This window comes from Paraburkholderia sp. EG304 (assembly GCF_046543485.1).
GTDB classification, from domain to species: domain Bacteria; phylum Pseudomonadota; class Gammaproteobacteria; order Burkholderiales; family Burkholderiaceae; genus Paraburkholderia; species Paraburkholderia youngii.
This window is the reverse complement of record NZ_JBKGUA010000010.1, coordinates 142,967-166,135: the sequence shown is the minus strand read 5'-3', so window position 1 is coordinate 166,135 and position 23,169 is coordinate 142,967. Positions and strand designations below refer to the sequence as shown.

Annotated in this window: 23 protein-coding genes and 2 tRNA genes; 10 read left to right on the top strand and 15 right to left on the bottom strand. The window is 65.8% G+C overall.

What is annotated here, in order from left to right; all coding sequences use genetic code 11:
* Positions 1–81: 81 nt before the first annotated feature.
* Positions 82–795, bottom strand: a complete 714-nt coding sequence (locus ACLFKU_RS14910) for an ArsR/SmtB family transcription factor (protein WP_368586561.1) — start codon at positions 793–795, stop codon at positions 82–84.
* Between the two features lie 186 nt (positions 796–981).
* Between ACLFKU_RS14910 and ACLFKU_RS14905 the strand changes: the two genes are divergently transcribed.
* Both ACLFKU_RS14905 and ACLFKU_RS14900 read left to right on the top strand, forming a co-directional pair.
* Entirely contained in the window at positions 982–1,122 is a 141-nt protein-coding gene (locus ACLFKU_RS14905) for a hypothetical protein (RefSeq protein ID WP_368586560.1), read from the top strand.
* 119 nt (positions 1,123–1,241) lie between these two features.
* On the top strand, positions 1,242–1,748 hold the full coding sequence (locus ACLFKU_RS14900; RefSeq protein ID WP_410849583.1) for an acyl-CoA thioesterase: 507 nt from the start codon (positions 1,242–1,244) through the stop codon (positions 1,746–1,748).
* Positions 1,749–1,821: 73 nt separating this feature from the next.
* On the opposite strand, the gene fumC is transcribed toward ACLFKU_RS14900, so the two are convergent.
* The 5 genes from fumC to ACLFKU_RS14875 form a co-directional block, all read right to left on the bottom strand.
* The gene (gene fumC / locus ACLFKU_RS14895) at positions 1,822–3,219 is read right to left on the bottom strand and encodes a class II fumarate hydratase (protein ID WP_368586558.1); all 1,398 of its coding nucleotides are present in this window, start codon (positions 3,217–3,219) and stop codon (positions 1,822–1,824) included.
* A 15-nt stretch (positions 3,220–3,234) separates the two neighbouring features.
* Positions 3,235–4,956, bottom strand: coding sequence for a phospholipase D family protein (locus tag ACLFKU_RS14890; protein WP_368586557.1), 1,722 nt, complete (start codon positions 4,954–4,956; stop codon positions 3,235–3,237).
* A 128-nt stretch (positions 4,957–5,084) separates the two neighbouring features.
* The gene (locus ACLFKU_RS14885; RefSeq protein WP_410849582.1) at positions 5,085–6,044 is read right to left on the bottom strand and encodes a bile acid:sodium symporter family protein; all 960 of its coding nucleotides are present in this window, start codon (positions 6,042–6,044) and stop codon (positions 5,085–5,087) included.
* A 343-nt stretch (positions 6,045–6,387) separates the two neighbouring features.
* Positions 6,388–7,803 carry an MATE family efflux transporter gene (locus tag ACLFKU_RS14880; RefSeq protein WP_410849581.1) on the bottom strand — a complete coding sequence of 472 codons (1,416 nt, stop codon included), beginning with the start codon at positions 7,801–7,803 and terminating at the stop codon, positions 6,388–6,390.
* A gap of 295 nt (positions 7,804–8,098) precedes the next feature.
* Positions 8,099–8,317, bottom strand: a complete 219-nt coding sequence (locus ACLFKU_RS14875; RefSeq protein WP_013090085.1) for an RNA-binding S4 domain-containing protein — start codon at positions 8,315–8,317, stop codon at positions 8,099–8,101.
* A gap of 358 nt (positions 8,318–8,675) precedes the next feature.
* On the opposite strand from ACLFKU_RS14875, the gene ACLFKU_RS14870 reads away from it, so the two are divergent.
* From ACLFKU_RS14870 to ACLFKU_RS14860, 3 genes are all read left to right on the top strand, one after another.
* Entirely contained in the window at positions 8,676–9,194 is a 519-nt protein-coding gene (locus ACLFKU_RS14870; RefSeq protein WP_368586554.1) for a hypothetical protein, read from the top strand.
* A 92-nt stretch (positions 9,195–9,286) separates the two neighbouring features.
* Positions 9,287–9,550, top strand: a complete 264-nt coding sequence (locus tag ACLFKU_RS14865; protein WP_410849580.1) for a hypothetical protein — start codon at positions 9,287–9,289, stop codon at positions 9,548–9,550.
* Positions 9,551–9,670: 120 nt separating this feature from the next.
* Positions 9,671–11,809, top strand: a complete 2,139-nt coding sequence (locus ACLFKU_RS14860) for an ATP-dependent helicase (RefSeq protein WP_410849579.1) — start codon at positions 9,671–9,673, stop codon at positions 11,807–11,809.
* A 30-nt stretch (positions 11,810–11,839) separates the two neighbouring features.
* On the opposite strand, the gene ACLFKU_RS14855 is transcribed toward ACLFKU_RS14860, so the two are convergent.
* The 8 genes from ACLFKU_RS14855 to fdxA all read right to left on the bottom strand — a co-directional run bounded on the left by ACLFKU_RS14855 (position 11,840) and on the right by fdxA (position 16,397).
* Positions 11,840–12,607, bottom strand: a complete 768-nt coding sequence (locus tag ACLFKU_RS14855; RefSeq protein ID WP_176105434.1) for a DUF4088 family protein — start codon at positions 12,605–12,607, stop codon at positions 11,840–11,842.
* 267 nt (positions 12,608–12,874) lie between these two features.
* Positions 12,875–13,198: an AzlD domain-containing protein gene (locus ACLFKU_RS14850; protein ID WP_368586552.1), complete on the bottom strand. Its 324-nt coding sequence runs from the start codon at positions 13,196–13,198 to the stop codon at positions 12,875–12,877.
* Positions 13,195–13,956 carry an AzlC family ABC transporter permease gene (locus ACLFKU_RS14845; RefSeq protein WP_368586551.1) on the bottom strand — a complete coding sequence of 254 codons (762 nt, stop codon included), beginning with the start codon at positions 13,954–13,956 and terminating at the stop codon, positions 13,195–13,197. Before ACLFKU_RS14845 ends, ACLFKU_RS14850 begins: the two co-directional genes overlap by 4 nt.
* Positions 13,957–14,143: 187 nt before the next feature.
* Entirely contained in the window at positions 14,144–14,986 is an 843-nt protein-coding gene (locus ACLFKU_RS14840) for a helix-turn-helix transcriptional regulator (RefSeq protein ID WP_368586550.1), read from the bottom strand.
* A 125-nt stretch (positions 14,987–15,111) separates the two neighbouring features.
* On the bottom strand, positions 15,112–15,588 hold the full coding sequence (locus ACLFKU_RS14835) for a CreA family protein (protein WP_368586549.1): 477 nt from the start codon (positions 15,586–15,588) through the stop codon (positions 15,112–15,114).
* 154 nt (positions 15,589–15,742) lie between these two features.
* Positions 15,743–15,818, bottom strand: a tRNA-Asn gene (locus tag ACLFKU_RS14830).
* A gap of 62 nt (positions 15,819–15,880) precedes the next feature.
* Positions 15,881–15,956 (bottom strand) — tRNA-Asn (locus ACLFKU_RS14825).
* Between the two features lie 117 nt (positions 15,957–16,073).
* Entirely contained in the window at positions 16,074–16,397 is a 324-nt protein-coding gene (fdxA, locus tag ACLFKU_RS14820; protein ID WP_090801209.1) for a ferredoxin FdxA, read from the bottom strand.
* Between the two features lie 290 nt (positions 16,398–16,687).
* Between fdxA and pncB the strand changes: the two genes are divergently transcribed.
* The 5 genes from pncB to ACLFKU_RS14795 all read left to right on the top strand — a co-directional run bounded on the left by pncB (position 16,688) and on the right by ACLFKU_RS14795 (position 22,746).
* A complete protein-coding gene (pncB, locus tag ACLFKU_RS14815) occupies positions 16,688–17,884 on the top strand; it encodes a nicotinate phosphoribosyltransferase (RefSeq protein WP_176105439.1) in 1,197 nt (398 codons plus the stop codon).
* A gap of 188 nt (positions 17,885–18,072) precedes the next feature.
* Positions 18,073–18,735: a lactate utilization protein C gene (locus tag ACLFKU_RS14810; protein ID WP_368586547.1), complete on the top strand. Its 663-nt coding sequence runs from the start codon at positions 18,073–18,075 to the stop codon at positions 18,733–18,735.
* 91 nt (positions 18,736–18,826) lie between these two features.
* Positions 18,827–20,263: a sodium:proton antiporter gene (locus ACLFKU_RS14805; protein ID WP_410849578.1), complete on the top strand. Its 1,437-nt coding sequence runs from the start codon at positions 18,827–18,829 to the stop codon at positions 20,261–20,263.
* A gap of 48 nt (positions 20,264–20,311) precedes the next feature.
* Positions 20,312–21,301: a 2-hydroxyacid dehydrogenase gene (locus tag ACLFKU_RS14800; RefSeq protein WP_410849577.1), complete on the top strand. Its 990-nt coding sequence runs from the start codon at positions 20,312–20,314 to the stop codon at positions 21,299–21,301.
* Entirely contained in the window at positions 21,298–22,746 is a 1,449-nt protein-coding gene (locus tag ACLFKU_RS14795) for a DNA recombination protein RmuC (RefSeq protein WP_410849576.1), read from the top strand. Before ACLFKU_RS14800 ends, ACLFKU_RS14795 begins: the two co-directional genes overlap by 4 nt.
* A 56-nt stretch (positions 22,747–22,802) precedes the next feature.
* Here ACLFKU_RS14795 and ACLFKU_RS14790 read toward each other — a convergent pair whose 3' ends face one another.
* Positions 22,803–23,078, bottom strand: coding sequence for a hypothetical protein (locus ACLFKU_RS14790; protein WP_008923126.1), 276 nt, complete (start codon positions 23,076–23,078; stop codon positions 22,803–22,805).
* Positions 23,079–23,169 lie beyond the last annotated feature (91 nt).

The following is a 23,169-nucleotide window of genomic DNA, read 5'->3' as shown; positions in this document are numbered from 1 at the left end:
TTTGTAAGGTGGATTCGCTCGCCTGTAACAAAAGGTCTCGCGCGGGTCTCGCGGCTCCGCCGGCACCGTCAGTTCAGCGGCCTATCGGGTCAAAAACGCATCGAATTGCTGATGACCGGCTGGCGTGACGCGCAGCACGCGAGGCCGCTCGGTCCGCTCGACCCAGCCATGCGCCGACCACGCGTCGAGCAACGCCGCGCCGAGCGCGCCGCCCAGATGCGGCCGGCGCATGCTCCAATCGAGGCAGGTGCACGCGAAGCGCCGCCGCCGGGTCTTCTGCGCGGCGAGGTCGATGCCCCAGTCGGCGAAGCGGGCGGCGCCCTGAGCGGTCGCTTCGAGCGATTCGCCGTTTTGCGTCAGCAGCCCGCGCTCGAGCATGCGCTCGAACATCCGCACCGACAGCTCGCCCGCCATATGATCGTAGCAGGTGCGCGCAAAGCGCATTTCCACCGGCACGGTGCGTGCCGGACGCGGCACGGAGCGCTGCGGCGCGCTGACTTGCGCGACGTTCGCGAGTGCTTCGATCGAGGCGGCGATATCCGCCGACGCGATCCGGAAATAGCGATGCCGGCCGCGCACTTCGAGCGCGAGCAGCCCGCCGTCGGTAAGCCGTCCGAGATGGGCGCTCGCCGCCGATGGCGACAGCCCCGCGATCATCGTCAGTTCGCCCGCGGGGCGCGCGCTGCCGTCCATCAGCGCCCACAGCATCGCGGCGCGGCCGGGATCGGCGAGTAGCGCGCCGATGCGGCTCAGGCCGGGGAAGTGGTTCTGGTCGTCTAAGAGGGGGGCGGTCATGGCGCGTCTCCTGAAGGGGCGGCAAAGGGCGCCGCCACGATTTCCACTCTACGCGCATCCGGTATTCGATGTTTCAGCTTTGCGTGAACAATCAATGTGACGGAGGTGTCACGCTCGCCCGCGTTCCCGCGCCGTCTCGTGCCGCCAGGCTAGAATCGAAGCCTGTTCTTGCAGGAATACGATGTGATGAAAACGCTTCTGGCCGTCGCCGCGACGGTTCTGCTGTTCACCGCCTGCGCAGGGGGCGGAGCCGGCTCGGGCTCGGCCGGCAGCGGCAGCATCAGCATGTACGGCACCATCGACCAAGGGATCACCATCCACAATTAGGCCGACCACCGGCCCCTCGGCGTGCCGCGCGCGGCGTGTTCCATGCGACGCCGCGCCGCGCGCAATATTGCGCTCGTATAATCGCCTCCTTTCAATGCATCCGATTGACCGGAGTCAAGATGAGCACTGTTCCCACCGCACCGCTGGACCGTTCGGAAACCACCTTCCGCTTTCTCGCCGAGCCGACCTCGGTCAACTTCGGCGGCAAGGTGCACGGCGGCGCGCTGATGAAGTGGATCGACGAAACCGCCTACGCATGCGCGGCGGTATGGTCGGGGCGCTATTGCGTGACGGTCAGCGTCGGCAATATCCGTTTTCGTCGGCCGATTCTCGTCGGCAATCTGGTAGAGCTGCGCGCGCGCGTCGTCGCGACGGGCCGCACCAGCATGCACATCCACGTGTCGGTGCATGCGGGCGACCCGAAGGGCGGCGAACTGCGGCAAACCACCGACTGTCTGGTCGTGATGGTCGCCGTCAACGAGAACGGCCATCCGGTGCCGGTACCCGCTTTCTTGCCCGAGACCGAGGAGCAGAAGCGCCTCGCCAAGTACGCGATGGACGTGAAGGAAGCGCTCGACGCGATCGTCGAGCTCAAGCCGGAAGAAGTCGCGCAGGGAAAGATCTGAGCGCGGTGGGGCGGCAGGGCGGCGGGCGCTGCGCCCGTTTCTCGCGCCTTCTGTCACGCCGCCTCGCGCATCGTCATGCCGTGCGTCCGACCATATCCTTCGGTCGCACCCACTCGTCGAACTGCTGCTCGGTGACATAGCCGAGCGCCAGTGCCGACGCCTTCAGCGTCGTGCCTTCCTTGTGCGCCTTTTTCGCGATCTGCGCGGCCTTGTCGTAGCCGATGTGCGGATTGAGCGCCGTCACCAGCATCAGCGATTCGTTCAGCAAGGTATCGATGCGCTCGTGATTCGGCTCGATGCCGACCGCGCAGTTGTCGTTGAAGCTCTGCGCACCGTCGGCGAGCAGTCGCACCGACTGCAGCACGTTGTGCGCGATCATCGGACGGAACACGTTCAGCTCGAAGTTGCCGCTCGCGCCGCCGATGTTCACCGCGACGTCATTGCCGAACACCTGTGCGCACAGCATCGTCAGCGCTTCGGACTGGGTCGGATTGACCTTGCCCGGCATGATCGAGCTGCCCGGCTCGTTTTCGGGGATCGACAGCTCGCCGAGACCGCAGCGCGGGCCGCTCGCGAGCCAGCGGATGTCGTTGGCGATCTTGTTCAGGCTCGCCGCCACCGTTTTGAGCGCGCCGTGCGCGAATACCAGCGCATCGGCGGCCGCCATCACCTCGAACTTGTTCGGCGCCGACACGAACGGCAAACCGGTCAGCTTGCCGATCGCGGCGGCGACGCTGTCGGCGAACTTCGGATGCGCGTTCAGTCCCGTGCCGACCGCGGTGCCGCCCTGCGCGAGTTCGTACAGATGCGGCAGCGCCGACTCGACGTGCCGGATGCCGTGCTCGAGCTGCGCGACATAGCCGGAGAATTCCTGGCCGAGCGTGAGCGGCGTCGCGTCCTGCAGGTGCGTGCGGCCGATCTTGACGATATCGGTGAATGCTTTCGCCTTGGCGTCGAGCGTATCGCGCAACGTTTTCAGCGCGGGCAGCAGATGCTTGACGATCGCGTCCGCGGCGGCCACGTGCATCGCGGTCGGAAATACGTCGTTCGACGACTGCCCGCGATTCACGTCATCGTTCGGATGCACCTTGCGCGCTTCGCCGCGCTCGCCGCCGAGCAGCTCGCTCGCGCGGTTCGCGATCACCTCGTTCAGGTTCATGTTGGTCTGCGTGCCCGAGCCGGTCTGCCAGACCGCGAGCGGAAATTCACCCGGATGCTTGCCGTCGATGATCTCGTCGGCCGCCTGCATGATCGCGCGGGCCTTCTGCTCGTCGAGCACCCCGAGGCCGAGGTTGACCTCGGCGGCCGCGCGCTTGATCACCGCGAGCGCGGTGATCAGTTCGGGCGACTGCTTTTCCGTCGAGATCTTGAAGTTCTGCAGCGAGCGCTGCGTCTGCGCGCCCCACAGGCGAGCGTTCGGCACCGCGATTTCGCCGAAGGTGTCGCGCTCCATCCGTACGTCTTCAGTCATGGTTGACTCCGCTTCTCAAAGTTCCGAGTTGACAGGCAATAAGGAGAATAGACCGGTTAGCGCATTCCGGTAAAAACCGGCCTGCGGATCGAAAATGTAGGTGCGTGTCTCGCCGTTCTCGACGTCGGTCCAGACGAGCGGCGACAGCGGCGCGCCGATCGAGCGCAGATAGGCGAGCTGGGCAGAGTCGGCGAGCGTCACGCGGTAGCTCTGGTCCGGCTGCGTTGCACGCTCGAAGATCTTCGCGACCTGATTCGCGAGTTCGGGGCTGTGGATCACGAGCAGCAGCTCGGTGTTCAGATTGGCCGAGCGCGGATCGAGGTTCATCGAGCCGATCACAAGTATCTGGTGGTCGATCACGTAGGTCTTCGCATGCAGGCTCGCGCGCGAACGGGAGCCGACCAGCCCCACGTTCGGCGTTTCCTGGCGCGGCCTGAATTCGTACAGCTCGACGCCAGCCTTGAGCAGCGGCACGCGAAACGGACTGTAGCCGGCCTGCACGGCGACTGCGTCGGTGGCCGCGAGCGAGTTGGTCAGCACCGCGATACGGATGCCGCGATGCGTGAGCTCGCTGGCCGCCTGCACGCCAGAGGCATGCGGCACGAAGTAGGGCGACACGATCAGGAAGTCGTGCTGCGCGTCGCGCATCAGTTCGCGCAGCCGCGCGAGCGGCGGGCTCACGTAGTCTGGCGACGGATGCTCGATCTTCTCCGGCAGGTCCACCCTGAATTCCGCGCGCGCCCACGTGAGGCCGAGCTGCTCGCTCGTGATCTGCGCGGCGAGCGGCGTCGCGTTCAGCGGTTTCGCGTTGTACGGATCGGCGTTGGTGCGCCAGTGATGGCGCAGGTCGTCGCGCGTCTGGTCGAGTTCGTTCTGATCGAACTTCTGCTTGTTCAGCGCGCGCAGCGGATAGGCGAGGTCGCTGTTCCAGTAGTCGTCGAAACTCGCGGAGACGTCGGCGACGATCGGGCCCGCCGCGAGCACGTCGAGATCGCGGAACTGCAGCGTTTCGCTCGCGCTGAAGTACTCGTCGCCCAGATTGCGCCCGCCGACGATCGCGAGCTGGTTGTCCGCGATCATCGCCTTGTTGTGCATGCGGCGCGTGAAGTGGCCGATCTGCGTGAACACGTTCGCGGTGCGCTCGAACAAGCCTTCCTGCGCGCTGCCGAACGGGTTGAACACGCGGATCTCGATGTTTTGGTGCGTATCCAGACCCGCCATGATGCTGTCGATGTCCTTGAAGTTCAGATCGTCGACCAGCATGCGCACCCGCACGCCGTGATCGGCCGCATATAACGCGGCGCCGAGCAGCAGCTTGCCGGTGGTGTCCTCGTTGGCAATGTAGTACTGCATGTCGAGGGTTTTGGTCGCCGCGCGCGCGAGCGCGATGCGCATTTGCAGCGCGTCGGTGCCGTTCGCCAGCACACGGAAACCCGACTGCTCCGGATGCTTCGCCTCGAGCGGCGCGAGCGCTTCGCGCAGCGGCGTATCGGCGGTGGCCGGCAGCGCGTGCGTCACCTGGCGGTCGAATGCGGTGGCGGGCGGCTTCGTCGCGCAGGCGGTCAAAAATGCCGCCGCGCAACAGAGCAGGAAGATTTGCCTCGTTGTGCTGACTATCGAGCGGCGGCGCGCGGCCCGCCTATGTTGTTCGAATTGGCCCTGCACGCTGTTTTCCCCTTGTTGCAAGCTTTTCGCGTGGCGACAGCGCAGGCCTGTGCACGCTGTCGAGAAAACCATTCTAAGGGAATTGGGGCGCGGGTTCCGCGTACGTCGGCAAACGCAGCGGAGTGCCGCGCGTTGGTCGCGCGGGCACCGCGGTTCGGTGATCCATCACCTGTTACGAACCACGGCGCGCGAACGCTGTATCAGACGCGCTCGGCGTGCAGCGCGCGCTCGCCCTCGGGATGGGTCGAGCCTTTCGCCGGTCGGCCCGCCCACACGCCCGCGAGCAGCGAGCCCGACAGGTTGTGCCAGACCGAGAACAGCGCGCCCGGCAGCGCGGCGATCGGCGTGAAGTAGAGCTTGCCGAGCGTCGCGGCGAGGCCGGAGTTCTGCATGCCGACTTCGATCGCGAGCGTACGGCAGACGGCTTCGTCGAAACCGAGCAGACGGCCGCCCCAGTAGCCGCCGAGCAGGCCGATACCGTTGTGCAGCACGACGCCGATCATCACGAGGAAGCCCACCGACGCGATGCTCTTCTGCGTGCCGCCCACCACCGCGCCGATGATCAGCACGATCGCGACCATCGACACGAGCGGCAGGATCGGTTCGATCTTGCGCACCAGCTTGCCGAACAGATGATTGACGACGAGACCGACGACGATCGGCAGCGCGACGATCTGCAGGATGCTCATCAGCATGCCGTGCACATCGACGGAGATCGACGCGTCGACGTAAAGGCGCGTGAGCAGCGGCGTCGCGAATACGCCGACGAGCGTCGACAGCGCGCTGATCGTCACCGACAACGCGACGTCGCCGCGCGCGAGATAAATCATCACATTCGACGCGGTGCCGCTCGCAACGCTGCCGACCAGCACCATGCCGGCGGTCAGGTCGGGCGGCATGCGCAGCGCCTTCGCGATGACCCATGCGGCGAGCGGCATCACGAGGTAGTGCAGCACGATGCCGGCGATCACCGGCGCGGGGCGCGTGAACACGCGCAGGAAATCGCCGGCCGACAGCGTGACGCCCATCGCCAGCATGATGATCGTGAGGAGCGTGGTGACGTGCGGTGCGACGCCGGAAAACGAGGCCGGCGAGAAGTACGCGGCGACCGAGACGAGCACGGCCCAGAGCGGAAACAGGCGGGTGACGCGGGCAAGCATGAGGGGTGGTCCTTGGTTATGTTGTATCGCGAGAAAGCGGGGGCCGCGGCGCGGCCGGGTGTCGGCCGGCGTTGCGGCGTTCGCCGCGCCGAAGCACGGTGAAGCGGGTGAAGCGGCTACGGCAAGCGCCGTGGCGAAAGCGCGGCAGACGCGGGCGGCCAGTCGGAGCCGCACGCGTCGCGGGCAATGGTGGGGTGTCCCGGCGGCGCCAGTCCGGCGCCTGCCTTCGTGAGGCGCGCCGTCGTGCGGTTCGTGGCATGAGCGCGGGTTAGCGCTCGCGTGCAGCGGCGGGCATTTTACCTTTTACAGGGAGTGCTTCAGGAGCGAAGCTTGCCGCTACTGCTCAGACCGAGTGCGCGGGCGGTGTGGCCGATGCCACCGTCGGCGGCTGCCGCCCGCTCAGCTTGTGAAAACGCAGCGTCATCAGCAGCGCGACGCTCGCGAGGCCTGCGGCGAGCCCCCACCACAAGCCGCGCGCGCCGAGGCCGGCGCGAAACGCGAGCAGATAGCCGGTCGGAAAACCGATCACCCAGTAGCCGAATGCGGCGGCGATCATCGGGATGCGGGTGTCTTTCAGGCCGCGCAGACAGCCGGAGCCTACCGCCTGCATCCCGTCGACGATCTGGAAGATCGCCGCCACGCCGAGCAGCGAACTGGCGAGCGCGATGGTCGGCGCGTTGGCCGGGTCGTCGAGATGCAGATACAGACCGACGATCCAATGCGGCGCGGTGATCAGCACGAGACCCGACATCGACATGAAGCCGACGCCGAGCGCGAGCGCGACGAAGCCCGCGTGGCGCGCGGCGAGCGGCTGACCGGCGCCGGCCCAGTAGCCGACCCGCACATTGGCCGCCTGGCCGATCGACAGCGGCACCATGAACGCGACCGACGCGACGTTCAGCGCGATCTGGTGCGCGGCCAGTTGCGATTCGCCGAGCAGGCCGACCATCAGACCGGTGGCAAGGAACAGCGTCGACTCGACGCCGTAGGTGATCGCGACCGGCCAGCCGATGCCGAACAGCTCGCCCATCAGCGGCAGCTTCGGCCGCGTCGCGACGACGAAATGCCGGAAGCGCGGCCGCAGATGCAGCAGCGCCATCAGCACGAGCGCGGTCAGCCACACGGTGATCGTGGTCGCGGCCGCCGAGCCGAGAAAACCGAGCCGCGGCAGCCCATACGCGCCGTGAATCAGCCCGTAGTTCAGAAAGCCGTTCACGCCGACGCTCACGATCGACACCCACAGCAGCCGCCGCGCCGCGCCGATCGCCGGCAGGAACGAGCGCATCAGGCCGACGCCGATCAGGCTCGCGGGCGCGCCCCAGCGCAGCACCGCCGCGTATTGGCCGACGTTGTGCGCGAGCAGGCCCGGCTCGCCGAACGCGAGCAGGATGTGCGACGCGAACGACAACAGGATGAACGCGGGCACCGCCAGCAGCACGGAAAGCAGGAAACCGGTCCAGTAGATATGCGGCACGCGGCCGTCGTCCTGCGCGCCGCGCGCGTGCGCGACGCTGACGCTGACCGAGGTCAGCACGCCTTGCAGCAGCGTGACGACGACGAAAAAGAGGTTGGCGCCGAGGCCGCCTGCGGCGAGCGCGTCGGGGCCCAGCGAGCCGAGCAGGATCGTGTCCGTCACGCTCATCGCCATCTGCGACAGTTGCGCGATCGCGAGCGGCGCGGCGAGCCGCGCGGTGTCGGCCGCGTGGCGGGAAAGGGTCGGCGGCCGGCTGGCCGCGTGGGCGAAGCTGGGTTGAGTCATCGAATGCCTGGCGGCGAAAGTTGGCCACTGCGGTGGCAACAGCAGTGGCGACAGCGAAAGGCGGGCGCGAGCGGCGCCGCATTGCATCGCGCCGCGCTCCGACGGGCGTTGGAGCGGCGGCGCAGCGGGCGGGGACAATCCGCGGCGCGGCGACGAGCCGGTCAGCCGACTCCTCGCCAGTGGCGCGGTCCGTCGTTTACCTGTCGAAACCGACAGCTTATTGCCTCGCCCGGGCGATGTCGATGGACAACGCACAGTTCCGGTGCGCGGCGTCCTGCGAATTTCCGGAGTGGCGTCAGCCTTCGTGGACCGCGATCCGCGTATCGCCGAGCAGCACGACCTGGCCCGCGCGGATCTTGCAGGTTTTGCGCGTCTCGACCCGGCCATCGACCATCACCGCGCCGTCCGCGACCATCATCTTCGCGGAGCCGCCGCTATCCGCGAGGCCCGTGATCTTCAGCAGATTGTGCAGTTCGACGTACTCGCCGGTCAGGGTGAAATTGAGATTGGGCATGGCGTTTGCACCTTGGGCACGGGTCGCGTTGGGGGTTCGCATCATAAAGCAAGTGCACGGCGGCGCGGCGGCTCGGGGCCGTCGCGCCTGTTCCGGATGCATCCAGCGAGCCATCACGCAAGCAAATGAAAGTAGATGTTATTCAGTTGTCGGAAAGTGAAACGTTCCGTAACGCTGGTCGCACCGGATGGATTTCACTCCTAAAGTGCACCTCAGCAGCAAAGCCCGCTGGTACTCCGGGATCGCTCCCCGGCCACCCATCCAGCGACGCACAGACCTGGCGGGGCGCGTGGACCATTCAGTCTTCACGACGCCAGAGAGTCCGCCCGAGTCACAACTAAGTCTAGAGAGGATTGCCATGACCCAGATTCGTACGCTCCTGATCGGTACCGCCCTCACTGCTTTTGCCGCGACGGCCGCCGTCGCGCAGACCGCGCAGCCGTCAACAGGCATCGGCGGTCAGGCGCAGATCCAGAGCCAGGGGGCCGCCGGGATGGCGCCGCCGTCGGCGGCCGGTGCCCAGGGCATGCAGGTGCCGCCTTCGGCGCAAGGCATGCAGCAAGTCCCGGGCGCGCCCGCCGCGCAAGGCGTCGCCGCGCCGCCGCCGGCACGTCTGACGGCTTCGGGCTCGACCGACCCGCTCGTGCAGAAGCGCGACGCCGACGCGAAGGCCAACGCCGAGTATCGCGCGGCGAAGAAGTCCTCGAAAGCGGAACTGAAGGCGGAGCAAAAGGCCGCGAAGGACCAGTACAAGGAGCAGGTGCGCGGCGCCAAGCTGAACCAGAAGGCTGACAAACAGAGCGCCAATAACGAAATGAAGATGGAGATGGAAGGGCAGGCTGCCGCGCAGGCCGACGGCGCGGACGTCAAGCACTAAGCCCCGCAGGATGCCGCGGCGCGTGGGTCGGCGAGGCTCGCCCGCCGCAGGCGTCTGTCACTTTGCAAGCTGTGCCTCATGGAGAATTCAAAATGAACATCGACCGTTCCAGCCGAAATCGCATTTACGCCGCGCTGATCGCGGCTTGCCTGTCATCGGCCGTATTCGCGCAGACCGCGGACCCGGCTTCGGCACCCGCCACGCACGCGGACAAGAAGGCCGCGAAGGAACAGGCGAAGGCCGACAAGAAAGCCGCGGTCGCCCAGGCGAAGGCGGACAAGACCAAAACCGACGCGCAGGCCGACGCCGACAAGGCCGCCGCTGATGCCAACGTGAAGGACGCGAAGAAGCAGTAGCGGGCGGTTTGGACCGGCGCGCAGGCACCCCAAAAAAGGGGCGCTTGTCGCATGGGGTTGTATGGATATACAGTATGCGTCGCATCCTGAAAACCCATCCAACCCGTTAAAAACCGCTCAGTGTCCACCGTCGCCGAATCCGCTCCGTCGTTCGATACCGCCGCCTGGCTCGCCAAGCTCAACGACGCTCAACGCGAAGCCGTCGAATACGGGACCGACACGCCAGACGCGCTGCCCGGCGCGCTGCTCGTGATCGCGGGCGCCGGCTCCGGCAAGACCAACACGCTCGCGCATCGCGTCGCCAATCTGGTGGTGAAGGGCGCCGATCCGCAGCGCATCCTGCTGTTGACCTTTTCGCGCCGCGCGGCGCTCGAAATGACCCGCCGCGTGACACGCATCACCGGCGCCGCGGCTACCACCGTCGGTGCACGCGCCGCGCTCGCGCAAGGGCTGACGTGGGCGGGCACGTTTCACAGCGTCGGCGCGCGGCTGTTGCGCGAATACGCGGATCTGATCGGCCTCGCACCCGCGTTCACGATCAACGACCGCGAAGACTCCGCCGACCTGATGAACCTCGTGCGCCACGATCTCGGACTGTCCGCGAAAGAGCGGCGCTTTCCGGCGAAGGGCACCTGCTTCGCGATCTACTCGCGCGTCGTCAACACCGGCGCATCGCTCGGCCAGGTGTTGGACAGCGCGTTTCCGTGGTGTCGCGAGTGGGAAGACGATCTGCGCCGGCTGTTCGCCGCGTACGTCGACGCCAAGCAGAAGCAGAGCGTGCTCGACTACGACGATCTGTTGCTCTACTGGTCGCACATGGCCGCCGAGCCCAGCATCGCGGCCGATCTGTCGGCGCGCTTCGACCATGTGCTGGTCGACGAATACCAGGACACCAACCGCCTGCAGGCGTCGATCCTGCTCGCGCTGAAGCCGGACGGCCGCGGCCTGACCGTGGTCGGCGACGACGCGCAGTCGATCTATTCGTTTCGCGGCGCGACCGTGCGCAATATCCTCGATTTCCCCACGCAGTTCGAGCCGCCCGCGAAGCAGGTCACGCTCGAGCGCAACTATCGCTCGACCGAGCCGATTCTCGCGGCGTCGAACGCGGTGATCGAACTCGCGAGCGAGCGCTACACGAAGAATCTGTGGACCGACAAGGCGTCGGCGCAGCGCCCGCGCCTCGTCACGGTCGCCGACGACGCGGCGCAAGCTCGCTACGTCGTCGAGCAGGTACTCGAAGCGCGCGAGCAGGGTGTGAAGCTGAAGTCGCAGGCGGTGCTTTTTCGCGCCGCGCATCACAGCGCCGCGCTCGAGATCGAACTCACGCGCCGCAACATTCCGTTCGTCAAGTTCGGCGGGCTCAAATTTCTCGACTCGGTGCATGTGAAGGACGTGCTCGCGGTGCTGCGCTGGGCCGAGAATCCGCGCGACCGCGTCGCCGGCTTTCGCGTCGTGCAACTGCTGCCCGGCGTCGGTCCGGCCACCGCGGCGAAGGTGCTCGACGACATCGTCGCGCGCGCGGGTGGCGGCGATCCGGTCGCGACCGCGGGCGGTGTGCTGGCCGCGTTTGCGGCGCCCGCAAGGGCGCAGGAAGACTGGCATCCGTTCGTCAAGCTGATGTCGAGCGTGTACGGCCGGCAAACGCCGTGGCCCGCCGAGTTCGAGATGGTGCGGCGCTGGTACGAACCGCATCTGGAGCGCAATCACGAGGACGCCGCGATCCGTCACGCGGACCTGCTGCAGATGGAAAGCATCGCGGGCACGTATCCGTCGCGAGAGCGCTTCCTGACCGAACTGACGCTCGATCCGCCCGACGCCACTAGCGACGAATCCGGCGTGCCGCTGATCGACGAGGACTACCTGATCCTGTCGACGATCCATTCGGCGAAGGGCCAGGAGTGGCGCAACGTGTTCGTGCTGAATGGCGTCGACGGCTGCATTCCGTCCGATCTGGGCACCGGTAGCGACGAGGAAATCGACGAGGAGCGGCGCCTGCTCTACGTGGCGATGACGCGCGCGAAGGAAGACCTGCATATCGTCGTGCCGCAGCGCTTTTACGTGCACAACCAGACGCATCTGGGCGACCGCCATGTGTGGGCGTCGCGCACCCGTTTCATCGCCACGCCGATGCTGCCGCTGTTCGACGCCTACGCATGGCCGCGCGTGCCGGTGGCAAGCGGGCCGAGCGCGGCGGGGCTAGCCGCGGCCGCGCAGGCGAAGATCGAGATCGCGGCGAAGCTCAGGAAGATGTGGGACTGAGCGGCTAGCGCCGCTCGGGTCAGTGGCAGCTCAACGCGGCTGCCGCTGCTGTTGCTGCGCGACCGGAGGCGGCGGCACGAAGAAATTGCGCAGCCATGCCGCGAGCCGCGAGAACACGTCGTACGGCTCCTCGACGAAAATCTCCGGCTTCAATAGCCGCAGATACTCCATGATCTGCTGCGCTTCCTGCTTCTGGAACGTGCCGTGCGAAATGCCGAGCCGCAACAGCCCGCGCAGTTCGCCGAGCTTCTCGCGCGCGGTGCTGCCCACGCTCGTCTCGCACGCGATCTTCGCCTCGTAGACGCGTTGGCGCAGCGATTCGACGAGCCGCCATGCCGGCGTCTGCATCACTTCCTCGAGCGCCTGGATGTCCTGCACCGTGCTCTTGATCTGCGAGGCGAGCGGATCGACCAGCGTCGCGTCGCCTTCCGCTTCCTTGACGATCGCGGCGGCCCAGTCGCGGCATTGCTTGGTGAGTTCCTCGGGCGTCCATTCCGAGCGCGCCGCGAAACCGAAGCCGAACTCGCTCGCCTGGCGCATCAGGATCGACACGACGTCGGGAAACTCTTTGTCCAACGTGCGTTTGGCCCAAGCGTACTGGCCGCCTTGCAGCATCCGCTGCACCGCGTGTTCGGTGAGCGGCACCATGTTGTCGAGCAGCTTCGCGCGCAAGAAATCTTCGAACGACGGCGTCGCGAACTGCGGATCGAGCTTCAGCGAGACCCGCAAAAAGGCCTCGAAGTCTTTGCGCAGCGACGCGACGGTCTCGTCCTTCAGTTTCAGGGTGATTTGACCCATGTGTTATCCCGTTTAATGCGGCCGCGCGCGGCACGCCGTGGCACGATCGCCCGGTCACTTGCGGACCGAGGCGACGCGACGCCGGCTGCCGACGCGCTCGATTTCAAGCTGTTGCCGCGTAACCAACGGGACGATTCCCGATGAGCGGACCTCGACTGCATATCGGCGGGGTGGCGGGAAACTTGAGGGCGGCCCGGCGACGGGCGCGGGCTTTGGAGGGGTGCTTCGGGCGCTTGCGCGCCTCGCTGCGACTGGGGAGGGGCGCGCTTACTTCAGCACCACGCACTGCCACACGAAGAACACCACGAGACCGACTGCGATCGTCAGCAGCGGCCTGCGCGTCACGGCACTGACGACGACCGCGGCGAGCGCGCCGACCAGCTGCGGATTGCGCCAGGTCAACTCGGCGTTGTTGCCGTGCGGCGACACGGCCATCGGGACGATGATCGCGGTTAGCACGGTCACCGGCACGAAGCTGAGCGCGGTGCGCATCAGCGGCGGGAACACGAGGCGGTCGCCGAGCACGAACACGGCCGCGCGGATCAGCCATGTAATCGCGGCCATGCCGACGATCAGAACGACGTAGTTCATCGCGTGGCCTCCACCGGACGGCGCGCGCCACGCGGGTTCAGACGCGACATCGACAGCAGTACGCCGACCGCGACCCCAGCGAACACCGCGCCGAGCAGGCCGAGCTTGTACGGCCAAGCTTGCCAGAAAAATGCCAGTGTGCCGGCGGTGACGGCCGCCGCGATATAGCGCAGCGCGACCAGTTGCGGCACGACGATCGCGATGAACGTCGCGACCATCGCGAAGTCGAGGCCGAGCGACTGCAGCCCCGGGAAGGCCGCGCCGAACAGCAGGCCGGCGACGGTCCACAGCTGCCAGTTCAGATACATCGCGACGCCGGCGCCGAAGAAGTAGTACGGACCGACGGTGCCCGGCTCACGATGCCGGTAGTGCTCCCACGCGACCGCGAAGACTTCGTCGGTGAGCAGCGCGCCGAGCGCCCAACGCCAGCGCTTCGGCAGATGCGCGACGTGCGGCGCGAGCGTGGCGCTATACAGCACGTGACGCAGATTGACGACCAGCGTGGTCGCCCAGATCACGGCGAAGCTCGCATGTCCGGCGATCAGACCGAGCGCGATGAACTGCGCGGAGCCCGCGAAGACGACGAGCGACATCAACTGGCCGTGCCACAGATGCAGCGGGCCGGACGTCACGAGCGTGCCGAAAATGACGCCAAACGGCGCGGCACCGACCATCATCGGGATGATGTCGCGCGCGCCGGCGGCGAATTCTTTGAGATGGCTGCCGTGGGTGGGCTGGCCTTGGGTGGAATCGGTCAATCTGAGCCTCCTTGATTTCGGAAGCATAGCGACTGACCGGCGCTCGGACTTGTACGTTCTTGCGGCGGGTGCTGATGCGGTGCTACGGCGTAGCGGGGGGATGGCTGGTGAAGGGCTGGCGAAGGCCGGTAAATTGTGGCTCGATGCTCACCGCGCGCGGCGCACGCGACGGCGGTGCCGCGTCGCGTTACGAGCCGCGCTGTGTGCCCTGCCATTGGCCCGGCGGCACGCCGAACATGCGCCGGAAATGCCGCGTGAAATGGCTCTGATCGGTGAAGCCGCTCGCGGCAGCGACGTCGGTCACCGGGACGCCGGCGCGCAACGGCGCGAGCGCGCGCTGCAGGCGCACCTGATTGCGCCACGCATGAGGGGGCAGGCCGGTCGATTGCGTGAACAGCCGCGCCGCGTGGAACGGCGACAGACCCGCGGACTTCGCGACTTCGGCGAGCGTCACCGGTTCGACGAGGTCGCCGGTCAGCCGCTCCTGCATCAGTGCGACGCGGGTATCGTCGGTGGCGACGCGCGCGGAGGCGGGGCGCGTCTGCGCATAGCGGACCAGCAAGGTGGACAGTGCGTCGAGCATCGCGGCTTCGGCGGCGAGCGCGTCGTCGCCGGCTTCGAGCAGACGGTGCGCGTGCCCGAGCCGCATCGCGAGATCGGGATCGCGGATCACGCCGGGCGCAAACCACGGCAAGGCCTGCGGTTTCCCGGCGACTTCGTCGGCAAGCGCGCGGAGGAACTCGACCGGCGCATACATCACGCGATACCGCCAGCCTGCCTCGACCGCCTTCGACCCCGTATGCAACTCGCCCGGATTGATGATCGGCACGCTGCCCGCTTCGGCGACATGGTTCTCGCCGCGATACCGATAGCATTCCGCACCCGCGACGATCACCGGGATCGTGTAGGCGTCGTGCCAATGCGGTGCGAACTCGTGGTCGTGATATTCGGCGGTGAGCAGATCCGCGCCGGGCAGGAGCGGCGTGCGCCAGTAGCGGGCGGAATCGCGGAAACGAGGGGTGGCGGTCATGACGAAAGTCCGGCGGACCGGTCAGTTTAACGCGTCGTGGTGTCGTGGGTGTGCACGGCGATGGGCGCGCGGGCGCGCAGCGTCGCGCCGCGTGCCGCTCGCGCCGTCAATTGACGATACTTGCGTTATTTGAGCGGAATCGTCGTGCCGGTCGGCATCGGCACGGCGCTCACGCTGTTTTTCGCACTGCCGCTGACCACACGGTCGCTGTAGGTCAGATAGACCAGCGCGTTGCGCTTCGTGTCGACTACTCGCACCACGTGCAGCGACTTGAAGATCAGCGACATGCTGACCGAGAACACGTCGTCCTTCTGCTTGATGGGGCCGGTGAAATGCAGCTCCCCGACCTGGCGACACGCGATCGACGCCTCGGTAGGATCTTCGGCGATTCCGAGCGTGCCTTTGACGCCGCCGGTCCGCGCCCGCGACACGTAGCAGGTAACGCCTTGCACGGCGGGATCGTCATAGGCTTCGACGACCACACGATCGGACCCGGTAACGTGAAAATTCGTATTGACGCTGGCGATTTCTTCGCCGTGCGCCGACGAGAGCAGCAGGGCGCCGATCCCCGTGAGCGCGATGTGTAGCGAGGTGGATTTCATGAGCGTGCCGGTTGAGTGTCTGGAGTGAGCCGGCGCCGGAGGGTAAAACGTGCGCCGTGAAGCTGCCATCCTATAACGGCGTTCGGCGCGCGTGAGGGGATGATCGGCGCGCAAAAACAAAAAGGCCCGCACGGATGCGGGCCTTTCAATATTTTGGCTCCTCGACCTGGGCTCGAACCAGGGACCTACGGATTAACAGTCCGGCGCTCTACCGACTGAGCTATCGAGGAACAGCAGTACAACTTGATCTACATAAAAAAACCCGTCTTGGTTAACGGGCTTTTGCAATTCTTGGCTCCTCGACCTGGGCTCGAACCAGGGACCTACGGATTAACAGTCCGGCGCTCTACCGACTGAGCTATCGAGGAACAGAACAACAACAGCAGAGAAGCGAAATTGTAGAGGCGGCTTAAACGCCTGTCAATACCCCTGCGCGCATCTTCATATCAAATCTGAATGGGCAGGCGCGCGACAGGCGGCCACGCTCAGCGCGCGAGCAGCGCGAGCTTTTCCTTCACGTCCTTGAATTCCTCGGCTTCCGGCAGCGGCGCCTTGGTCTTCGTGATGCTGGGCCACGCTTTCGCCAGGTCGGCGTTCAGCGCGATGAAGTCCTGCTGGTCGCCCGGCACGTCTTCTTCGGCATAGATGGCGTTCACCGGGCACTCGGCCACGCACACAGCGCAGTCGATGCATTCATCGGGGTCGATCGCGAGGAAGTTGGGACCTTCGCGAAAGCAGTCCACCGGGCACACATCGACGCAGTCGGTATAGCGGCACTTGATGCAGCTTTCGGTCACAACGTGAGTCATTCAGGCAGCTCCTGCATGCGGAATCAGGGAAGGCGCGGACGCCAAAAGAGTTATTGTAACTTAACGTCAACAGGCAGATGAAACATCGGCCCATGCGTCTTATATGTTTTTGTGATTAGTTTATGGGGTGCCGCGAGCGGCCCCGGACAACCGGCGCAGGCCGGTGGCACGATGGATGCGGACGCATTCGGGTAACATGCGTCAGGTTGGCGCGCCGCTCGCCTCAGCGCGTCCGTTGCAAGGGTGCCGTGAGCCCTTTTCGTTTTTTCAGCGGTCCAGTTCGTACCATCATGATTATTACTTCGCTGCTCGATACCGATCTGTACAAGTTCACGATGATGCAGGTGGTGTTGCATCATTTTCCCGCCGCGAACGTGGAGTACCGCTTCCGCTGCCGCACGCCGAACGTCGATCTGGTGCCGTACATCGGCGAGATTCGCGACGAAGTGCGCAAGCTCTGCGAGCTGCGTTTCACTGACGACGAGCTCGACTATCTGCGCCGCATGCGCTTCATCAAGGGCGACTTCATAGAGTTCCTCGCGCTGTTCCATCTGAACGAGAAGTACATTTCGATCACGCCGTCGCCGAAGGGCAATGGCGAAATCGACATCGACATCAAGGGGCCGTGGCTGCATACGATCCTCTTCGAGATCCCGGTGCTTGCGATCGTCAACGAAGTGTATTTCCGCAACACGCAGCAAACGCCCGACTATCACGTAGGTCGCGGCCGTCTGCTCGACAAGATCCAACTGCTCGGCGCGCGTCCCGAATACGCCGACTGCAAGATCGCCGATTACGGCACGCGCCGCCGTTTCTCGAAGCAATGGCACGAGGAGGTGATCCTCACGCTGAAGGACGGCCTCGGCGAGCAGTTCGCCGGCACGAGCAATGTCTTTTACGCGATGAAGCACAGCCTGACGCCGCTCGGCACGATGGCGCACGAGTACCTGCAGGCTTGCCAGGCGCTCGGTCCGCGGCTGCGCGACTCGCAGATCTTCGGCTTCGAGATGTGGGCCAAGGAATATCGCGGCGACCTCGGGATTGCGCTCTCCGACGTGTACGGCATGCAGGCGTTCCTGCGCGACTTCGACATGTACTTCTGCAAGCTGTTCGACGGCGCTCGCCACGATTCCGGCGATCCGTTCGACTGGGGCGAGCGCCTGCTCAAGCACTACGAGGCGAATCGCTGCGACCCGCGCACCAAGGTCCTCGTGTTCTCCGACGCGCTCGATATCCCGAAGGTGCTGCAGCTATACGAGCGCTTCCGCGGCCGCTGCAAGCTCGCGTTCGGCGTGGGCACCAATCTGACCAACGACCTCGGCTACAACCCGCTGCAGATCGTGATCAAGATGGTCCGCTGCAACGGTCAGCCTGTCGCGAAATTGTCGGACTCGCCGGGCAAGAACATGTGCGAGGACAAGGCGTATCTCGCGTATCTGCGCCAGGTGTTCGGCATCGCGCAGCCGGAAGAAGAGGCGGCCAAGTAGCACGCTTCGCGGCCTGCTTTTCGGTTCATCGCCTGTTCATGATCGGCTCGCGTTCGGGGTGGTGTAGGGAACAGTGTCGCCGCACTCTCGACGCCCGGCAATATGCCGTTCGGCCAGGGTGTTTGCTTGCAAGGCCGCCGGTATAATCCTCGCCATATCGCACGGCTGTCGACACGAGGATTTCGCCCATGGACACATCGATTGCCCGCCGCAACATCCTGGCGCGTATCCGCGCCGCGCAAGGGCGCGAGCCCGAGCCGAGCGCCGCCGAGCGCGAAGCCGCGGCGGACTATCTCGCGCGTCATCCGGCCGGTCCGCGTCCGGACATCCCCGTCGATCTGCGCGCACAGTTCATCGAAGAAGCGCAGAAGATGTCGACCACCGTCGACACCGTTCAAACCCTCGCCGATGTGCCCGCCGCCGCGCATCGCTACCTGACCCAACACGGCCTGCCGCTGCAGGCCATCGCATGGCAAACGCTGCGCGATCTGCCGTGGGCCGAAGCCGGCCTCGCCGTTGAATTTCGCAAACCCCAGGACAACGACGTGGTTGGCCTCACCGGCTGCTTCTGCGCGACCGCGGAGACCGGCACGCTCGTGTTGCTCTCCGGACCCGAGACGTATGCGTCGGCCGGGCTGCTGCCGGAGACGCATATCGCGATCGTGCCGGCGTCGCGCATCGTCGCGGGTCATGAGGAGGCGTTCGGCCTGATCCGCAAGGAACGCGGCGAGCTGCCGCGTGCGGTCAATTTCGTGTCGGGGCCGTCGCGCACCGGCGATATCGAGCAGACCATCGTGCTGGGCGCGCACGGCCCTTACCGGGTGCATGCGATCGTCGTGCAGGATGCTTGAACGCGTCGGGCGGCGACTTGCTAACGCATATGCGAAGCACGCGGTATCTGTCGTATGTGCGCTGGCAAACCGTGGCAAGTCCTGTATCGGCATGAGTTCACAGTCTGGTCGCCTGAGCCTGTGGCTCGCCGTTGCCTCCACTCTCGCGCTGTGCGCGCCGTCCGTGCATGCCGCGACGCTCGACGGTGCGCGCTTGTCTGCGCTGTGGGGCTTGCCCTTCGCGGGTGTGCTGCTGTCGATCGCGATCTTTCCGCTGATCGCGCCAGCCTTCTGGCATCACCATTACGGCAAGATCGCCGCGGCGTGGGCGCTCGCGTTCATCGTGCCGTTCGCCGTGAGCTTCGGCACGAGCGCCGCGCTAGGCGCGCTCGCACATGCCATGCTCGACGAGTACATCCCGTTCATCATTCTGCTGACCGCGCTCTACACCGTCGCGGGCGGCATTTGCGTACGCGGCAATCTGCACGGCACGCCGCGCCTGAACACCGCGATTCTCGCGCTCGGCACGTTGCTCGCGAGCGTGATGGGGACGACCGGCGCGGCGATGCTGCTAATCCGCCCGCTGCTGCGCGCCAACGACAATCGCCGCCATGTGACCCACGTGGTCGTGTTCTTTATCTTCCTAGTCGCGAACATTGGGGGCGCGCTGTCGCCGCTCGGCGATCCGCCGCTCTTCCTCGGCTTTCTCGAAGGCGTGAGTTTTTTCTGGACCACCACGCATCTGGCGGCTCCGATGCTGTTCGTGAGCGGCATGCTGCTCGCCGCTTTCTACGCGCTCGACTCGTACTACTTTCACCAGCGCGAGGAGGCGCGTTCGGCCTTCCTCGACCCGACGCCCGACGGCGCGCCGCTCGGCATCGACGGCAAGATCAATTTCGTGCTGCTCGCCGCGGCGATCGCGCTCGTGCTGATGAGCGGACTGTGGCGCCCGCAAATCACGTTCGACGTGCTCGGCACTCACGTCGCGTTGCAAAACATCGTGCGCGACGCCGCGCTGATCGTCGTCACGCTGCTATCGCTCGTGTGGACGCCGCGCGCCGCCCGTGCCGGTAACGACTTCAACTGGGCGCCGATCGAGGAAGTCGCCAAATTGTTCGCCGGCATCTTCGTGACGATCGTGCCGGTCATCATGATCCTGCGCGCGGGAGATGCCGGCGCGTTCGCGGGCATCGTCCATCTGGTCAACGATCCGTCCGGTGAACCGCGCGACATCATGTACTTCTGGGCGACCGGCCTGCTATCTTCGTTTCTCGACAACGCGCCGACTTACCTCGTGTTCTTCAACCTGGCCGGCGGCGACGCGCAGACGTTGATGACCACCGGAGCAACCACGCTCGCGGCGATTTCAGCCGGCGCCGTGTTCATGGGTGCGAACACCTATATTGGCAACGCGCCGAACTTCATGGTGAAGGCGATGGCGCAATCGCGCGGCGTGCGCATGCCAAGCTTTTTCGCGTATATGGGTTGGTCGGGCGCGATGTTGCTGCCGTTGTTCGCGCTCACCGGCTGGCTCTTTTTTGGACGCTGACTCTGCAACGCCGAGGCACTCCCTCGACGTGCGATACGGAGACTTGCAATGCAGAAAATCCTCGTTGCCCGTTCGATCTTTCCCGATGTGATCGAGCGGCTCAAACAATACTTCGACGTCGACTGGAACGAGGGCGACGTGTTGCCCGCCGACGAGCTGAAGCGCCGTCTCGCGGACAAGGACGGCGCTCTGACGGCCGGCGAGATGATCGACGCGAGCGTGCTCGCCGCGGCGCCGCGTCTGCGCGTCGTGTCGAACATGGCGGTCGGCTACAACAACTTCGACATGGCCGCGTTCAACGCGGCGAACGTGCTCGGCACCAACACGCCGGACGTGCTGAACGAATCGACCGCCGACTTCGGCTGGGCGCTGATGATGGCCGCCGCGCGCCGCATCGCCGAGTCGGAGCACTGGCTGCGCGCGGGACTCTGGCAGAAGTGGAGCTACGACGGCTTCCTCGGCAGCGACCTGTACGGCTCGACGCTCGGTGTGATCGGCATGGGCCGCATCGGTCAGGCGCTCGCGCGTCGCGCGCAGGGCTTCAACATGCGAGTCATTTATCACAACCGCTCGCGCGTCGCGCCGCAAATCGAGGCCGAGCTGAACGCGGAATACGTGTCGAAAGAGGATCTGCTGCGGCGCGCCGACCACGTCGTGCTGGTGCTGCCGTACACCAAAGACAACCACCACACGATCGGCGCGGCCGAACTCGCGCTGATGAAGCCGAGCGCGACGCTGACGAACATCGCGCGCGGCGGCATCGTCGACGATGCGGCATTGGCCGAAGCGCTGCGTAACAGGCGCATCGCGGCTGCTGGTCTCGACGTGTTCGAGGGAGAACCGAATCTGCATCCGGCGCTGCTCAGCGTGCCGAACGTCGTGCTGACGCCGCACATCGCGAGCGCGACCGAAACCACTCGCCGCGCGATGGCGAACCTCGCCGCGGACAATCTGATCGCCGGGCTCGGCGCAGGACCGCGCGCCGGTCAGCCGCCGAATCCGATCAACCCCGACGTGATCGGCAAGGCGCGTTCATGACGATGATTCTGGTGGCGGCCGTCGCGGTGCTGGCGGTCGCCCTCGTGATCGCATTGGCGTTGCTGATGCGCGGTCACGACCGCACGGAGCAGCACGAGCAGTTCGAGATGCTGAACGCACGCGTCGATGCCGTCGTCGACGCCCAGGTGCATACCGCCGAGCGGCTCGAGCGGCAACTGCGCAACGACATCGCCGAGACCGCGCGCGTGTCGCGCACCGAGCAGAGCGGCGGCTTCGCGCAGTTTCAGCAGACCCTCGCCGCGCAGTTCAGCAGCATGACCACGGTGCAGGGGGGCAAGATCGACGGCTTCGCGCAGCAGCTCGATGCCGTGCGTCACAGCCTGCAGGCGCAGGCGCAGCAGGCGCGCGACGAGCAGGGCCGCTCGCTCAAGCAGTTCGGCGACACGCTGAGCCTGCAACTCGGCCAACTGACCGAGGCGAACGACCGGCGCTTCGCCGAAGTGCGCGCGACGATCGAGCAGCGTCTGAAGGACATCGAGGCGAACAACGCGACGCGGCTCGAGGAGATGCGCCGCACCGTCGACGAAAAACTGCATGCGACGCTAGAGCAACGGCTCGGCGAATCGTTCAAGCTGGTGTCCGACCGGCTCGAACAGGTGCATCGCGGGCTCGGCGAAATGCAGACGCTGGCGGCCGGTGTCGGCGATCTGAAGCGCGTGCTGACCAACGTGAAGACGCGCGGCACGTGGGGTGAAGTGCAGCTCGAAGCCTTGCTCGAACAACTGCTCACCGCCGATCAATACGCGAAGAACGTTGCGACCGTGCCGAAGAGCGGTGATCGCGTGGAGTTTGCGATTCGACTGCCGGGGCGTCCGGAACCCGGCGGCGCGAATACGCCGGTATGGCTGCCGATCGACGCCAAATTCCCGCGCGAGGATTACGAGCGGCTGATCGAAGCGCAGGAGCGCGCCGATCCCGTTGCGGTCGAGGAAGCATCGCGCGCACTCGAAGTGCGAATTCGCGCCGAGGCGCGCACCATCGCGGAGAAGTACGTGGCGCCGCCGCATACGACCGACTTCGCGCTGCTGTTTTTGCCGACCGAAGGCCTGTACGCCGAAGTGCTGCGCCGGCCGGGGCTCTCGGATCTGCTGCAGCGCGACTATCGCGTGACGATTGCGGGGCCGACCACGCTGACCGCGTTGCTCAACAGTCTGCAGATGGGTTTCCGCACGCTCGCGATCGAAAAGCGTTCGAGCGAGGTGTGGCAGGTGCTCGGCGCAGTGAAGACGGAGTTCGGCAAATTCCGCGACGTGCTCGCGAAGACCAAGGCGCAGCTCGAAACGGTCACACGTTCGATCGAGGCCGCCGAAACGCGCACGCGCATGATGAACCGCAAACTGCGCGACGTCGAGGCGTTACCGGGCGAGGAGGCGAGCGGGTTGCTCGGGGATGCGCTGTCGGGTGTGGAACCCGATGAGCAATGACGGGTGAAGCGCTGGAATCCGGGTTCTTTTGGCCCGACGCGCCAGCGCATCGCCCGTCACGCTTCTTCCGGTGCGTCGGCCAGATGGATTTCGATACCACCGAAGCGCGACGCGACCCAGTTGTAGGCGTGGCACGCGATCCACAACAGCACGAAGCCGAGGATCGCGTTCAACAGCAGCGCGCTGAATACCGTGCTCAGCTCCACCGAACCGTAGCGAACGAAAGCGACCACCACGCCGAGCAGCACGATCGGCACCGAGAACGTCAGATACACGAGGATCAGCGCTTTGGCCGTCTGTCCTGGTGCGATGAACGAGATCTGTTTTTTCATGTAAGTCAAACCCCAGTGTGTCTTAGTAGTGGTAGTGGGTGGAGTGCGGATCAGATGCTGATGTAGTGCCGATGTCGTGCGATCGATGCGC

Excerpts from the sequence above, each read along its gene's own strand:
- ACLFKU_RS14905 (WP_368586560.1), top strand. The coding sequence starts at position 982 with ATGAAAACGCTTCTGGCCGTCGCCGCGACGGTTCTGCTGTTCACCGCC.
- ACLFKU_RS14890 (WP_368586557.1), bottom strand. The coding sequence starts at position 4,956 with ATGGTTTTCTCGACAGCGTGCACAGGCCTGCGCTGTCGCCACGCGAAA.
- ACLFKU_RS14865 (WP_410849580.1), top strand. The coding sequence starts at position 9,287 with ATGAACATCGACCGTTCCAGCCGAAATCGCATTTACGCCGCGCTGATC.
- ACLFKU_RS14835 (WP_368586549.1), bottom strand. The coding sequence starts at position 15,588 with ATGAAATCCACCTCGCTACACATCGCGCTCACGGGGATCGGCGCCCTG.
- ACLFKU_RS14840 (WP_368586550.1), bottom strand. The coding sequence starts at position 14,986 with ATGACCGCCACCCCTCGTTTCCGCGATTCCGCCCGCTACTGGCGCACG.
- fumC (WP_368586558.1), bottom strand. The coding sequence starts at position 3,219 with ATGACTGAAGACGTACGGATGGAGCGCGACACCTTCGGCGAAATCGCG.
- ACLFKU_RS14795 (WP_410849576.1), top strand. The coding sequence starts at position 21,298 with ATGACGATGATTCTGGTGGCGGCCGTCGCGGTGCTGGCGGTCGCCCTC.
- ACLFKU_RS14790 (WP_008923126.1), bottom strand. The coding sequence starts at position 23,078 with ATGAAAAAACAGATCTCGTTCATCGCACCAGGACAGACGGCCAAAGCG.
- ACLFKU_RS14875 (WP_013090085.1), bottom strand. The coding sequence starts at position 8,317 with ATGCCCAATCTCAATTTCACCCTGACCGGCGAGTACGTCGAACTGCAC.
- ACLFKU_RS14805 (WP_410849578.1), top strand. The coding sequence starts at position 18,827 with ATGAGTTCACAGTCTGGTCGCCTGAGCCTGTGGCTCGCCGTTGCCTCC.
- pncB (WP_176105439.1), top strand. The coding sequence starts at position 16,688 with ATGATTATTACTTCGCTGCTCGATACCGATCTGTACAAGTTCACGATG.
- ACLFKU_RS14850 (WP_368586552.1), bottom strand. The coding sequence starts at position 13,198 with ATGAACTACGTCGTTCTGATCGTCGGCATGGCCGCGATTACATGGCTG.
- ACLFKU_RS14810 (WP_368586547.1), top strand. The coding sequence starts at position 18,073 with ATGGACACATCGATTGCCCGCCGCAACATCCTGGCGCGTATCCGCGCC.
- ACLFKU_RS14855 (WP_176105434.1), bottom strand. The coding sequence starts at position 12,607 with ATGGGTCAAATCACCCTGAAACTGAAGGACGAGACCGTCGCGTCGCTG.
- ACLFKU_RS14800 (WP_410849577.1), top strand. The coding sequence starts at position 20,312 with ATGCAGAAAATCCTCGTTGCCCGTTCGATCTTTCCCGATGTGATCGAG.
- ACLFKU_RS14910 (WP_368586561.1), bottom strand. The coding sequence starts at position 795 with ATGACCGCCCCCCTCTTAGACGACCAGAACCACTTCCCCGGCCTGAGC.
- ACLFKU_RS14880 (WP_410849581.1), bottom strand. The coding sequence starts at position 7,803 with ATGACTCAACCCAGCTTCGCCCACGCGGCCAGCCGGCCGCCGACCCTT.
- ACLFKU_RS14900 (WP_410849583.1), top strand. The coding sequence starts at position 1,242 with ATGAGCACTGTTCCCACCGCACCGCTGGACCGTTCGGAAACCACCTTC.
- ACLFKU_RS14870 (WP_368586554.1), top strand. The coding sequence starts at position 8,676 with ATGACCCAGATTCGTACGCTCCTGATCGGTACCGCCCTCACTGCTTTT.
- ACLFKU_RS14885 (WP_410849582.1), bottom strand. The coding sequence starts at position 6,044 with ATGCTTGCCCGCGTCACCCGCCTGTTTCCGCTCTGGGCCGTGCTCGTC.
- fdxA (WP_090801209.1), bottom strand. The coding sequence starts at position 16,397 with ATGACTCACGTTGTGACCGAAAGCTGCATCAAGTGCCGCTATACCGAC.